General features: G+C 38.3%; 11 protein-coding genes. 9 read left to right on the forward strand and 2 right to left on the reverse strand.

The features are described 5' to 3' along the window. Positions 1-172: 172 nt before the first annotated feature. Entirely contained in the window at positions 173-2,539 is a 2,367-nt protein-coding gene (locus H3Z82_RS06300) for a S9 family peptidase (RefSeq protein WP_182203794.1), read from the reverse strand. Positions 2,540-3,052: 513 nt separating this feature from the next. Between H3Z82_RS06300 and H3Z82_RS06305 the strand changes: the two genes are divergently transcribed. From H3Z82_RS06305 to H3Z82_RS19630, 8 genes are all read left to right on the forward strand, one after another. Further along, positions 3,053-4,930, forward strand: a complete 1,878-nt coding sequence (locus H3Z82_RS06305; protein WP_182203797.1) for a PAS domain-containing sensor histidine kinase — start codon at positions 3,053-3,055, stop codon at positions 4,928-4,930. After that, entirely contained in the window at positions 4,930-5,985 is a 1,056-nt protein-coding gene (locus H3Z82_RS06310; RefSeq protein ID WP_182204463.1) for a response regulator, read from the forward strand. Before H3Z82_RS06305 ends, H3Z82_RS06310 begins: the two co-directional genes overlap by 1 nt. 258 nt (positions 5,986-6,243) lie before the next feature. Then, complete coding sequence (locus H3Z82_RS06315) at positions 6,244-7,089, forward strand: universal stress protein (protein ID WP_182203799.1); 846 nt, start codon at positions 6,244-6,246, stop codon at positions 7,087-7,089. 557 nt (positions 7,090-7,646) lie between these two features. Further along, entirely contained in the window at positions 7,647-8,507 is an 861-nt protein-coding gene (locus tag H3Z82_RS06320; protein WP_182203802.1) for a universal stress protein, read from the forward strand. A 9-nt stretch (positions 8,508-8,516) separates the two neighbouring features. After that, complete coding sequence (locus H3Z82_RS06325; RefSeq protein ID WP_182203804.1) at positions 8,517-9,365, forward strand: universal stress protein; 849 nt, start codon at positions 8,517-8,519, stop codon at positions 9,363-9,365. A gap of 10 nt (positions 9,366-9,375) precedes the next feature. After that, positions 9,376-10,218 (forward strand): universal stress protein, encoded by an 843-nt coding sequence (locus H3Z82_RS06330; RefSeq protein WP_182203807.1) that lies wholly within the window; start codon positions 9,376-9,378, stop codon positions 10,216-10,218. 128 nt (positions 10,219-10,346) lie between these two features. After that, entirely contained in the window at positions 10,347-10,763 is a 417-nt protein-coding gene (locus H3Z82_RS19625) for a universal stress protein (protein WP_235982388.1), read from the forward strand. 21 nt (positions 10,764-10,784) lie between these two features. Further along, a complete protein-coding gene (locus H3Z82_RS19630; RefSeq protein WP_235982389.1) occupies positions 10,785-11,201 on the forward strand; it encodes a hypothetical protein in 417 nt (138 codons plus the stop codon). Positions 11,202-11,435: 234 nt separating this feature from the next. On the opposite strand, the gene H3Z82_RS06340 is transcribed toward H3Z82_RS19630, so the two are convergent. Further along, positions 11,436-13,148 (reverse strand): SBBP repeat-containing protein, encoded by a 1,713-nt coding sequence (locus H3Z82_RS06340; protein ID WP_182203809.1) that lies wholly within the window; start codon positions 13,146-13,148, stop codon positions 11,436-11,438. A 522-nt stretch (positions 13,149-13,670) separates the two neighbouring features. On the opposite strand from H3Z82_RS06340, the gene sbcD reads away from it, so the two are divergent. Beyond that, positions 13,671-14,864, forward strand: coding sequence for an exonuclease subunit SbcD (sbcD, locus tag H3Z82_RS06345; protein ID WP_182203812.1), 1,194 nt, complete (start codon positions 13,671-13,673; stop codon positions 14,862-14,864). Positions 14,865-14,866 lie beyond the last annotated feature (2 nt).

Below are 14,866 nucleotides of genomic sequence, written 5' to 3' on the forward strand. Positions count from 1 at the left end.
TTTAGATAGTGCAAAAGTAGTCAAAATGGATAGGTTTTGCAATTCAAATGCATTTTCACATACTGTTTTAGCGTTTCATTAACCTACCAATAGGTCATAAGAGACTGTAGGCCAGGCGCTGATAATTAGGTTGTTAATTCTCTCTGGCTCATATACTCCACAGCTTGCGGATTTAATTGTCAAGCAAGGTGGTATTAAATAGCTTCAGAATACGTTTGTATTCATCCGTCCAACTGCTTGGTTCCACAAATCCGTGATCTTCTGCCGGATAAACGGCCATCTCCCAATTGTCTTTGCCCAATTCAATCAGGCGTTGCGCCAGTCGGACCACATCTTGAAAATGAACGTTCACATCCACCATGCCGTGAGCTATGAGCAAATTGCCTTTTAAGCCTTCTGCAAAATAGATAGGAGAGGAGCGCTCATAGGCAATTGGGTCGTTAAAAGGTTCATTTAAGATATTGGAAGTATAGCCATGATTGTAGTGTGCCCAATCCGTAACCGATCTTAAGGCAGCACCAGATGTAAACGTGTCCGCCTCATTGAACAATGCCATTAACGTGATGAAGCCACCATAACTGCCACCATAAATTCCAATCTTATCTTTATCAATGCCATAGTTTTCAACTAAATATTTAGCGCCATCTACCTGGTCAGATAAATCCTTTCCGCCCATATGTCTGTAAATTCCGGTACGCCAATCTCTACCGTAACCTGCGCTACCTCTGTAATCGATATCGATAACGGTATAACCCAGATCGGTCAACAAATTGTGGAACATATATTCTCTAAAGTAAGACGACCACCATTTATGGACGTTCTGAAGATAACCCGCACCGTGGACGAAAATAACTGCTGCATTATTTTTAACGGACGCCTCAGGAACATAAAGTCGTGCCGGTACTTGGGCGCCATCCTCCGCTCTAAACGTGATGAGCTGAGGGTCTCTCCAATTATAGGATTGAAAGACCTCCGATTGGCCTGAAGTCAATTGAACGGCTTCGGCTTTGGCACTATTCTTTTTATAATACAATTCCCATGGTTGATTACTGTAGGAATATAAAATAGCCATGTGTTTTTCATCGGGAGAAAGGGTGACATCATTATTTCCCGTCATGGAGGTAAGTTTTTCCATTTTTCCTCCCATTAGTGGCATTTTGTAAAAATGTCTCTCGCCAGGGCCAACTTCAGAAGTAGTTAAATACCAGCTCTTTTGATCTTTGGAAATGAAGGGATCAAAAACCTCATAATTTCCTGAAGTCAATGCTTTTTTTGTTCCATTAGAAACATTTAAAAGATATAAATGGGAATAGCCTGTAGCTTCCGATTGAAAATAAATATGCTTATTGTCTGGTAACCAGCCCAAAGTGCCGCCGCCCATAGACCAACCAATCCCTGGGCCGGCAATCCATGCTTCATCGCGCTGGCGGTCTAAAGAGGTCAATTCGCCAGTAGCTAAATCCAACCTTGCTATCCATCGGTCCTTATTGTCTTTTGAACGTACATTGACAATGGCGTGTTGACCGTTGTCAGAGAAATAGGCTTGTGAGGTGATGACTTCTCGTTCCTTGGCTTCCCATTCTTTATCTGGATAATCGGTGACGTAGTCTGGTAAATCCTTGATGCCTGGCAGAGTGCTTGTTTGAACTTGATAAACGGTATCTTTTTCAATATTGTAGATAGCTAGCGCTACCGTGGTTTCATCGGCACCCACTTTAGACCGCGTATTCAAGTCTCTGGTATAACTGGATGCGTCAATATAATCTGGAACGATGGTGGCGTCACTTTTACCACGATTGAATAGGGTTAAGGTCACAAATTTGGCGTCTGGAGAGACTTGCAGATTGGTCACACGGCTATCCCCCGAATAGTAGGTATAGGCTTCTTTTTCTTTGCGTGCCTCTCTAATTTCTTTTGTTGTTTTTTTTGTATCCTCGCGTTCTTTTACGACGCTTAACAGTTTAAGATTCTCTGCCTCCAAATAAGCGGCTTTGTCTGATGATTTTGGATCCTTATCCTTAGGAGCATCCCCCGATTTTATTTGGGTGAGTTTTTTTAGGATGCCGCTTTTTTGAGAATAGATATAGGCATTATTATCGGCAGAAAAGGCAATCCAGTCCTCATTGGCCAAGAAATTTGGGCGACTAATATTTTCTGGGAATTGTAGCAGTTCAGTCTCCTGTCCGGATTTGATGTCAAATATAACCAAGGTATTACCTTTGGAATAAATCTTTTTGGATTTTGATTTGTTATAGGTGCCACGTGCAAAATCAATCTCCTTTTCTTCCGTCCAACTTACTTTCTCAATTTTTTTAGGCGATGCCAATCGGATGCGGTATAAAGAATCGGCAGGATCAGCCTCTTTATTATAGTTAAAATAGATGCCGCTACTATTTTGATCCCATTTGACGTTGGATGGAAATGTACCCATCCACTTGGGGTCCTGCATTATTTTTTCTACTGATAGTTCGCTTTGTTGCGCGAACAGATTGATGAAAAGCACCGAAAAGAGGAAGCTTAAAAAGAGGGATTTAGTCATGTGTGATTGTGTTTTAGAGTTCAAATTTCCAACTGTTTAAAATTATGAGTTGACCTGCGGTTTCAACAAAATTAAACATTTTATAATAACGACACTATGTCGCGTTACTATGAGTAAGTCTGCCGGCATCTGCGAATGGCCATCAAACCGCGTAAATTTCAACTTTTATAATTACAATTTCAACTACAACTTAAATTACTTTTTCATTCATGTCTTCATCTTAAAATCCATGCTTAAAAAACAGATAACGGTCAGTAGTTAATTAAACACGTCTTGTTTATATAATTAGAATCTGCTATTGGAGTCGAAGCTCACTCATTATTCTTAAAAGCATCTCGACAGTAACGGACCAGTTAGTTTCTATTTCCATATTAATATATTTATGCCTTATAAACTCTATAAAATTCGGGTGTTTATCCCATGACCTTCAAAAACAGAAATCACAAAAATTTAAATAATTTTATAATTTGTTACTATCTTCACATCTTTTAAAAATCAATCTACGTTTCCATAATGTTCCAAAAGAGAGAGGATATTTTACAAATACTTTCAGACGCCGTTTCTGAAGGGATTATAATTGTGGATGAACACCAGAACATCGTGTCTACCAACGCCTCTGCCAATGCCATGTTTGGGTACAATGACCATGAGCTTGTTGGGATGACTTTGAACACTTTAATTCCCAAAGAGTATCACCAAAAGCATGTTGGACATTTTAATGAGTTCTATAAGCATAGCGAAAAACGGAGCATGGGTCACGGCCGTAATTTATATGGGCTTACCAAAAGTAACCTTCGTTTTCCGGTTGAGGTGGGGTTGAACCCTTTCAAGCTTTACGGTAAAACTTTGGTTATGGCACTGGTTGTGGATATTACCGAGCGTCGGGCCATTGAAGAAAATCTGAATTTAAGAAGTGAGGCACTCCAATCGGCTGGAAATGGTATTGTTATATGTGACGCGGCCATAAAGGATTATCCCATCATTTATTTCAATCCTGCCTTTCAGACCTTGACGGGATATGCAACGGATGAAATTATCGGAAAAAATTGTCGGTTTTTACAAGCTGACGATAGACATCAAGAAAATTTGAGCGCCGTGCGTGCCGCTATCAAAAACGGGAATAGCTGCCAGGTGACCTTAAGAAACTATAAAAAGGACGGCACTTTATTTTGGAATGAATTGTACATCAACCCAATTAAGGATAAAAATGGCTTGGTGACGCATTTTATAGGCATTCAGAATGATATTACCCAACGCAAAAAGGCCGAAGAGGAACGCAACTACCTCACTAAAATTTTTGACGATTCGCTCAATGAAATTTTTGTTTTTGATTCAGATACTTTAAAGTTTTTGAATGTGAACTATGGGGCACAAAAAAACCTGGGCTACAGTCTTGAAACCCTCAAAACCATGACGCCTGTAGATATTAAACCGGATTTTTCTGAAACGGAATTTAAGGCATTGCTGACCTCTTTAATAAATGATAGCGGCGACAAAATGGAGTTTGAAACCGTTCATGAGCGGAAAGATGGCACGTTGTATCCGGTGCATATTACTTTGGAATTATCGATGTTAGGTGATCGGGAAGTGTTTATTTCTATTGTTTTGGATATCACCGAACAAAAGAATTACACCAGAAAGTTAGAGGAAACGGTGGAATTAAGAACCAAGCAATTGGAAATAGCACTTGAAAAGGAAAAGGAGCTCAACGAGTTAAAAACCAAATTTTTATCCTTGGTTTCCCACGAATTCAAAACTCCGTTGAGCGGTATTTTGACCTCGTCCATCCTTTTGGGGAAATACACCTTGGAAACACAGCAAGGCAATCGGGATAAGCATATAAAAATCATAAAAGACAAAGTCAATTACCTGAATACCATTTTAAACGATTTCTTGTCCATAGAACGATTGGAAACAGGAAAGGTAAACTATAAGTTCACAAAGTTTAGATTGAGTAAGGTGCTCAATGAAGTGGTTTACAATGCCAATATGCTCTTAAAAGAAGGGCAGCAGATAAAATATCCCGAAAATATTGATGAGATTACGATTGTTCAAGACGAAAAAACGATAGAATTGGCCTTGTCAAATTTGGTGCATAATGCCATTAAATATTCTCCAGAACATTCTGATGTTACCATTAAGATCACCCAAAATAGTCAGGACACTATTTTTGAAATATCAGATACAGGGATTGGTATCCCTGAAAAGGATCAAAAAAATATATTTAACCGTTATTTTAGATCAGAAAATGTGTTGACCACCCAAGGCACTGGCATTGGATTGAACATTGTTAAATCGCATATTGAGAATTTAGGTGGTGCCATAAGTTTTAAAAGTGAAGAAAACGTAGGGTCAACGTTTATATTAACCATCCCAAATAAAGCACAATGATTAAAAAGATATTATTAATTGAAGACGATGCTGTATTAAGAGACAATACGGCAGAACTTTTGGAACTGTTAAGCTATCAGGTTGATGTGGCAGCTAATGGTCTGATAGGCGTAGAGAAAGCAAAAAATGTACACCCTGACCTTATTGTTTGTGACATTATGATGCCAGAACTGGATGGTTATGGGGTTTTGGAACAGCTGGCCAAGAATGATCATACCAAGCATATTCCGTTTATTTTTTTATCTGCAAAAACAGAACGACAGGATGTAAGAAAAGGAATGAACTTGGGAGCTGACGATTATATTACCAAGCCTTTTAGTGAAGATGAATTGGTGAGTGCCATTGAAAGTCGGTTGGCCAAAGCCGCAATCTTACAGGAAATAAGGGGTAAGGAGACCCATTTAGCTGAAGAAGACAATACCGACGAATTAAATACGCTTAGCGATTTGAAGAGCTTTTTTGAGGTAAACGGAACAGTTTATGACTTTAAGAAAGGGGAAGTGATTTATGAGGAAGGCCAAAATTCCAACATCATTTTTTTGATAAACAAAGGGATTGTAAAATCGTATAAACTCGATGAACAGGGGAAAGAGTTGACTACAGCTTTATATAAAGCTTCCGATATATTTGGTTATACTTCCTTTCTTCAAAATATTCCGTATCAAGAGACGTCAACCGCCCTTGAAAACACTGAAGCGGTTGGCATTTCAAAAGAAGAGCTTAAAAAGATTTTAGATAAGAATCCGCATATTACTTATGAACTTATTGAACTGTTGACCGATGATTTAAAGGGTGTTAAAGATCAATTGCTGCAAATGGCCTACAGTTCTGTTCAAAAGAAAACGGCAAGCACCATTTTAAAATTCGCAGAAAAAATAGATCCAAAAGCAGGAGCTTCCATAAAAATTTCCCGTAGTGATTTGGCAAGTGTGGCTGGTATTGCTACCGAAACATTGATACGAACTATTTCCAATTTTAGAAAAGACGGTCTGATAGAGATTGAAGGTAGAAATATTAAAATCTTAGATCTCAAAAAACTTCAGGAGATTTATTGATCCGATTTGTTGTGACCGGCTAAACAATGTTACATTTCTATTGCTTAACAGCCATGGAGTTGACCACTTGAAGGTCTCCAATCTTAAAAGGAGTCACTCAAAATTGAGTGATTTGCCAATACAATTCAGTGAAATATGTACTTTTCTCGGGCAGTATTGATTTTTAATAATCTAAAATCGGACATATATGACCGATATCATTTAATGGGAGTATTCTTCCTTATATATTTGTTTTGCTTACTCTAATGATTGTAAAACATGAAAAACATACTTTTACCAACTGACTTTTCTGAAAACGCATGGAATGCTATTGGCTTTGCGCTCAAATTTTTTGAAAAAACACCATGTACTTTTTATCTATTGCATGTCAACTCTTTAAGTTATGTGACTGCGACAGATTCGCCCTATGTTCAAACGAAGGATTTTGTTGAAAAAACGTTTACCAAACCCGCAAAAAAGCAATTAAATACTTTATTGAAGCGCATCTCAAAAGAATTCCCGGCGAATTCCAACCATCATTTTTTCACCTTAACCGATTATAACTTTTTTGTGGATTCCGTCCGTAACCATGTGGTGGAAAAGAAGATAGATATGATTGTTATGGGAACTAAGGGCGCCAGTGGATTGAGAAAGGTTATTATTGGAAGTAATGCCGCCGATGTTATAAAAAAAGTTCAGTGTCCTGCACTGGTGGTTCCTGAGGATGCAAAATTCACCGATTTGAAAGAAGTGGCCTTTCCAACCGATTATCTGCTAACCTATGCGGTAGATCTTTTACAGCCACTTTATAATATTCTGGAAGCTCATAAGTCAAGTTTACAGGTGTTGCATGTTACGAGCAATGAGGATACGCTAACTATTGCACAGCAAGACAATAAAGATGTGCTCAATGAATATTTCCATAAATTTGATACCCAATTTCATAAACTTACCAATAGAAACGTCGAAGATGCCATTGAATGTTTTGTGCAGAGTAGGGATATCAAAATGGTGGCCATGGTAGCCAAGAACCTGAATTACTTTCAGCGGATTTTGTTCCATAATAAAATTGAGGAAATGACATACCATACGCATATTCCATTTTTGGTGATGCACGACAAATAGACTAATTCCTGTTTTCGCAGGAATCTTATTTATGTCTATCCTGTGCCTACTTTTTCTTGCGTAGATTTTTAGTTTTGACACAGAGTTGCACGGAGCGTTCACAGAGCAACACGGAGATTGATTTTTGAGAAACGAGAACTCAGGGCAAGTATTGAGAGAATTCAACGGATTAATAAATTAGCTGTCATGCTCAATTTAAAATGCTCCTTTTTTTAAAGGGGAGTGGCTTTTGCTTCAGCAAAGAAGCAGAAGGCCTGCCCGTCCGTTCATGCTGGCGAGGTGGTCGAAAAACAGAATCACACAGGTTCCACGTAGAGCTCTTTAGCGTACATGAACTTCAACCAATGGTGAAGTGATTCTTTGTGAAATGATTGTGTCATTTATTATTTTGGTCTGTTTTAACCTGTAATTAGCTTCGCTGAATCTGAAGGCTTTTTGCTTTCCTGTCTGCCGACGAGGCCGGCGCGGCAATTAGGCAGCCCTCCAAATGACATATATCATAGTTTTTGTGATTTTATTCTGTTAACTTTATCCCATATCAATCAAAATTATTCACTATGATTTCTATTCTTTTTCCAACAGATTTTTCTAAAAACTCAATGAATGCCATCAACTATGCCTTGGAGTTTTTTAAATATGAAAAGGTTGAGTTTTATTTTATGCACGCCTATCAGAAAGATGTCTATGAACATAAGGATTTGGTGTCCCGTGACAATTTTGATGAGGTTCTGGAGCGTGTAAAAACCGAATCTGAAGCGAGCTTGAAAGAGCTGCTTAAAACGGTGAAGGAGCTGGCACCTAATCCGCGATACACCTATCACAGTATTTCAGCTTTTGGTAGTCTGGTAGAAGAAGCCAACACTATTGCAGACACTAAAAATATCGATTTAATTGTCATGGGAACAAAAGGTAAGTCTGATGATCGTAAAATTGTTTTTGGCAGCCAAACCTTCCAAGTTTTAAAATATGTACAATGTCCGGTTTTGGCCATACCCAAGAATTATACCAACACCCAGCCAAACCGTATTTTGTTTCCAACCGATTACCTGATTCCTTACAAACGTAGAGAATTAAAGTTGTTATGTGATTTGGCCTCGCCTTACCGAAGTATTATTGATGTTTTATATGTTTCTAAAGTTGAGAAATTATCGCTCAGACAGGAAGACAATCAGGCGTTTATGAAAGGCACCATCTGTAAAACGGAAATAAACTTCATTACTGAGAATAGCAGGCAGGTGGCTGAAACCATTCAAGGATATATTAAAAAACATGATGTTGATATGTTGGTTATGGTGAACACCCAGCATTCGTTTTTAGAAAATATGTTGTTCCCGTCCACTATCGATAAAGTAAGTCTTGATCTTAAGATTCCGTTATTGGCAATGCAGAATTCGACACGTTCAAGCCATGCGTCTTAAAAATTGATTATGAAAAATATCCTTCTACCTACTGATTTTTCTGACAATTCTTTGAATGCTATTAGATATACCATTCAACTTTTTGAACATCATCAGTGTACCTTTCATCTGTTCAATGCTTATACACCAGTGGTTTATGATCTGACCTACGTATTGCAAAGTCCTGCGCAATTTGGACTTCGTGATCCCATAAGAGCGGCCTCTCAAAAAGGTCTGGATGACCTTATAACGAAGCTTTTAAAAGCATTTGGAACCAATCCAAACCATAAATTTGAAACCATTGCAAGATTTGAAACCCTGATTGCGGGGATTAAAGAGCTGATTTCTGAGCGGAATATTGACCTGGTGGTTATGGGAACCAAAGGCGCAACGGGCGCAAAGAAAATACTGTTTGGTTCTAATACGGTTCAAGTATTTAGAGAGGTTAAGTTTCCTGTATTGGCCATTCCTTCAGACTTTGAATATGTAGTGCCAAAGGAAATATTATTCCCAACCGATTTAGAAGTGGAGTTTAGCGCAACACAACTACATGCACTTAAGGAAATAGCCAAACTGCACAATTCCAAAATCAATGCCTTGCACGTTAATACCGGCTATGGTTTTAGTGATGAGCAACATCAGAACAAAAACAAATTGCCAACCTTCTTTGATAAAATGGCCTATGAGTTTCATGATGTTGAAGACATGGAGATTCCTGCAGCTATTGACAAATTTAAGGAAGAACACGACATTGATTTGTTGGTCATGATCAATAATAAACATTCATTTTTTGAGAATTTGTTTTTTAAGGATACCATCAATCAGATTGGCTTTTATTTAAATATTCCATTTCTTGTCATTCCCTCAAAACAGCAATAAAAATTAGAATATGATGTCATTAGATAAACTTAATATATTAATTCCAACCGACTTCTCGGCCAATGCCTGGACGGCCACCCAGTATGCTTTAAACCTATACGCTGATCGTGATTGTACTTTTTATTTTTTAAATTCTATTTCCCTCGCCCATTCAGACTCAAGATCCTATATAACCGCAAAGTATTTGGACACTTTAGCTGAAACTTCAAAAAACGAGTTGGATGCCTTGAAAGATCGTGCAGCGCAATTAAATAATCCCAAGCACGGGTTTGAGGTCATTAGTACTTCTGAAGAGATTTCACAGGCCATTAAAAGAGCGGTAAAGATTAATGGCATTGACATGGTTATTACCGGAACTAAAGGAGCCACTGGCGTGAATAGATATTTTTTAGGAAGCAATACGGTCAAGATTATGCAAAGTTTGAAAAGTTGCCCGATGATAGCCGTACCCGATGCCCATGAGTTTAAAGTGCCAAAACACATTGCATTTCCTACTGATTTCACGCGTGTTTTTGAAGCGAAAGAAATACAGGCATTGCTCAATTTTGCCGATTTATACCGAGCACATATCTATATTTTGCACCTCAGTTTGCAAGGTGGATTAAATGTCCTGCAAGAAACCAACATGAGAGACCTTCAAGCCCATTTGGTAAACCATCAATATACATTTCACTGGATGGAAAAATCTGGGACAAAATCTGATGAGATCAATGAGTTTGTGGTTGACTTTGATATTGATGTGCTTGCTATGGTCAATTACAAACATAGTTTTGTTGAAAAAGTCATCAAGGAACCGGTAATCAAAAAGATTGGATTCCAACCGATCGTACCTTTTTTGGTGATACCAGAATAAAGTATTAAGTATCAAGTATCGAGTATCAAGTACTAAGTATTAGGGCGCTTATTAAATAGCAACGTTGGCGAACAATGTTTTGATAAGGTCAAGATTTTAGGCAACAACAATGAATTAAATAAACATCCATGAAAAGAAAAATATTATTACCTACTGATTTTTCAGACAATGCGCTACAGGCCATCAAATATGCCTTGGAACTATATAAAGATCAAGAATGTATTTTTTATCTTTTAAACGTCTTTTTTATAAAACCAACCAATCTTGAGAGTCTGATTGGGATGGAGCCGGGCAGCGATTTATATGAAGCCACAAAAAGTAACTCTGATAATCAGCTGGCCAAACTGTTGAGTGAAGTGGCCTTTAATGACCATGGAAACTCGAAACACAGTTTTCGAACAATTTCCACTTTTAATGAGCCATTACAGGCCATTAAAGCTGCTGTGGAAGAAAAAGACATAGAATTGATTGTGATGGGCACCCGTGGTCAGACCAATGCCAGAAGTAAGATTTACGGCAGTACGGCAATTGATGTTATGGAATAGGTACGGAATTGCCCGGTGATTGTGGTGCCACAACTGGCTAAGCGTGAAATTCCTAAGGAGATTGTTTTTCCAACAAACTATAAAACCAGTTTTAAGAAACAGGAATTAAAACATTTGATCAATATTGCAAAAAGCAGTCATGCCTCCATAAAAGTATTACACGTTTCAGAAGAAGATAAATTAAACGAGCAGCAGACCAATAACAAAAAGCTCTTGGACGAATATTTTGAAGAGGTTAGCCATTCTTTCCACTTATTGAGTCAGCTGTCTGTTCCTGCTGCCATTAATTGTTTTGTGGAAAGTAGAGAAAGTGATATGGTGGCTTTTATAAATAGCAAGCATTCGTTTTTTGCCAGCATTCTCAATCAGCCTCTCGTTAAAGGAATTGCCTATAGCAGTAAAGTACCGATTTTAGTGATGCATGATTTGAAAAATTGAGTTCATAGGATTAAGTATTTAGAAAAAAGAATAGGGAAGTACATCAGGACCGCTTCGCCGATAGAATCAAGAATATAGACTTGAGTGGCTTAAGAGACCAAAATCAGGAAAGATTATAAGACCATATTCTGATTGGGCAATGGCGATTATTTTACAGTCGTCGGACCAAATGTAAAATCTTACATTATTCCAATGTTCTTATTATAGTTTTTTAATTTTTAATTATTCGCTACTTTAATTTTTCACCAGTTTAACCGTGGCTTTTCGACCTTGACCATCTTTGAGTTCAAGAAGGTAAATGCCGTCGGCTTGCTGAATCTCTAACGGTAGTATTTTAAGGTCTTGGAATCGTTTTTCCATAAGCAATTGGCCTGCAAGATTATATAATTGGACGTCCATTGAGGTTTGTAGGCTTTTGAATTCTATGGAGAATTTGCCCTTGGTGGGATTTGGATGTATTATAAAGTTATCCAAAAGTGAATTTTCAACGAGATTGAGTGACGGAAGACTGAATTTCAGAATGAAGATGTCCCAATAACCTTTGGATGTAAGTTCATATGCGTCACCTAATGGGTTAAAATCTGTCATCCCGGTAAAAGAACCAGTGCAGTAAATAGTATCGCCATCAATGACCATGGAATTTGCGCTTGACCCGGATTCAAAATTTCCAAAGCTGTTTTTTGCCCAAATAAAACTGCCGTCGCTCGTTAATTTTAACAAAAACATATCGTGGCTACTTCCTGTCATATTAAAGATGCCTTCCCCAGGATCAAAATCTATCGTGTTATTAAAGTTCCCAAGAATGTATACATCACCATTGGCATCTGTTTTTATAGCGTTCCCTATGTCGTAATGTGTGCCACCAATTTGCTTTACCCAGAGTAGATTGCCATTTGGATCGAGCTTTTGAATAAAGATATCCGATTGACCGTTAGAGGTCAGGCTTAAAGTTTCTGCATCGGGATTGAAATCCACCGTGCCACTAAATCCACCTGTGATATACACATTGCCATCCATATCGACGGTGAGTGCAATGCCTTGATCTGTTTTTTCCGATCCCATCTGCTTCACCCAAAGAAGGTTGCCATCCACATCAAGTTTTTGCACAAAAATGTCATTAAAACCATGCGATGTCAAATTGACGGTTCCATCATTGGGATCAAAATCTACGGTTTCCCAAAAATAACCGGTAGTAAGGATATTGCTATTTGCATCTGTGTCTATAGAAAAGGCTTTTGATGCACCGCTCATTTGTTTTACCCAAATCAAATTGCCGTTGCTGTCAATTTTGAGAATAAAGAGGTCTTGGTTTCCAGATGAGGTTAAGTTGACGGTGCCTTCTCCCGGGTCAAAATCCACAGTGCCAGAAAATCCTCCTGTCACTAAAATATGTCCATTGGTATCCGTGGTGATAGATTGCGCACTTGAATAGCCATCACCTACCATATGTTTTGCCCAAATAAAATCGCCATCGGCATCAAGTTTGAGTACGAAAATGTTCGTTACGTGCGGAGTTGTTGCTCCGGTAGTCAAATTATAAGTGTCTTCGCCAGGATCAAAATCTACGGTTTCAGTAAACGTTCCAGTAATATAGAGATCTCCTGTGGCATCAATGGTAATGTCGTTGGCTACATCGGCTGTTATGCCTCCAATACGCTTAGCCCATAAAAACTCGCCATTGGGGTTGAGCTTTTGGATAAATATGTCGAAAAATCCGGCGGAGGTTAAATTATAGGTGTTTTCACCGGGATCGAAATCAATGGTATTTTCAAAATACCCAACAGTATACACGTTGCCCTCCACGTCCGTGACAATCGATTTTCCTTCTTCTCTTCCTTCAGCTCCCAGGGGAACCACCCAATCCAATTCGTGCGATTGGCTAAATAGTGCTGAGGACGTTATCATGAGCACTGCGAATGAGAATACAAAGTTTAATTTTACGTTCATAATTTAGTTTTTAATGAGTTTAATAATTGACATTGAAAGTTTCTTTTTATTATCCTAACTAAGGATTTATAAATATTGAAGATTGGTATTCAATAATAACCATCGTGAGACCTTCTAAAATGTCAGCATGATTTATCAACTATCTTTTCGGATGTTTGAAATTGGACTGGTTTAAATTAGTGAAACTCAATTTTAAAAAGTTACGAAGCAATGCGGGATATTTGGGTTGTATTCCCCGATGCTCTGCGTCGATGTAAAAAAATAATTCGAATTTGATACCTCGTATACACGGGTCGAGATAGTTCATTAAATACCAAAGTTTGGTCCTCTTTTGCGGAAATCTGTATCCACTTCAATCAAATATTCTTAAGTTTAGGGTCTGATTGAAACAGTATAAAAATTATGCGCTTTCTGAGGGTTTTTCCATCTTTATTACCAAACGTTTTTTTGTTTTAAATTTGGTTTGCATTAGCGAAATGAGCCTAACCATAAATCTTGAATTCAGATCCTAATTGATTTTAAATGAAAATATTACACACGGCCGATTGGCATATAGGTAAACAGTTGCATAAGGTAGACTTGTCCGACGATTTGGAATTGTTTTTCGATTGGCTATTGGATACCATTGCGAAAGAAGACATCGATTTACTATTGGTTTCAGGCGATGTATTTGATCAAGCCAATCCCTCGCAAGCCTCACTAAAACAATATTACGGGTTTCTAAAACGTATGCTTGCTACCGAATGTAAAATTATTTTGACCGGTGGCAATCATGATTCTGCCTTGGTTTTAAATGCGCCAAAGGACATTCTTGGGTTTCTGAATATTGATGTGATTGGTGGTGCGCCTGAGGCTATCAATGATCTCTTTATAAAATATACTAAGAAAGACGAGGAGGTAGTGATTGCCGCGGTGCCATTTTTAAGAGATAAGGATATCAGGAATGCCGTGGCTGGGGAATCTTATAGCGATAAGATTGAGCAGATTCGGGACGGGATTAAATCTTATTTTTCTAATGTCAATTTGCATTACGCGCAACATTATCCGGGAACTTGCTTCATAGTCATGGGGCATTTATACGTTCAGGGCGCTCAGGTTTCTGATAGTATGAGAGATATCCAAATTGGCAATCAGGCAGGCGTTTCAGGAACTATTTTTGGCGATGCGCCACATTACGTAGCTTTGGGGCATATCCATAAACCTTATGCCGTATCAAAAAATATTTATTATTCGGGCTCGCCAATTTCTTTGAGTTTTAGTGAAAAAGAAGAGGTGAAACAGGTCAATGTTATTTCAGTCAGCGGACAACAGGTTCAGGTGGATATCCTGCCCATCCCGAAGTTCAGACATTTGCTGGCGTTTCAAGGCACCCTCGAAGACGTTAAATCACAATTATATAGTTATACGTCGCATACAGATCTCGTTTCCCTTGCCGAAATCATTGTGAATGAACCCAATGAAAATATACAGATCCGCCGCGATTTGGACGATTTATTGGAAAACTACGAGAACGATCATCTTAAAATCGTCAAATCAAAATTGAATTTCCTTAATAAAATACGTGGCGCTTCAGAAGCCTTTGAGCCAGGAATTAGTGTTGCTGATGTGACGCCCATGGAGATGTTTGAAAAACGATTGGAACTTGATGGGCATCAGGAAAACACCGAGGAATTGAAGCATGCATTTCGTCAAATTTTAGAAGAGCTAAATCTGTAGAT

This window comes from Gelidibacter maritimus (assembly GCF_014062315.1).
Classification (GTDB): Bacteria; Bacteroidota; Bacteroidia; order Flavobacteriales; family Flavobacteriaceae; genus Gelidibacter; species Gelidibacter maritimus.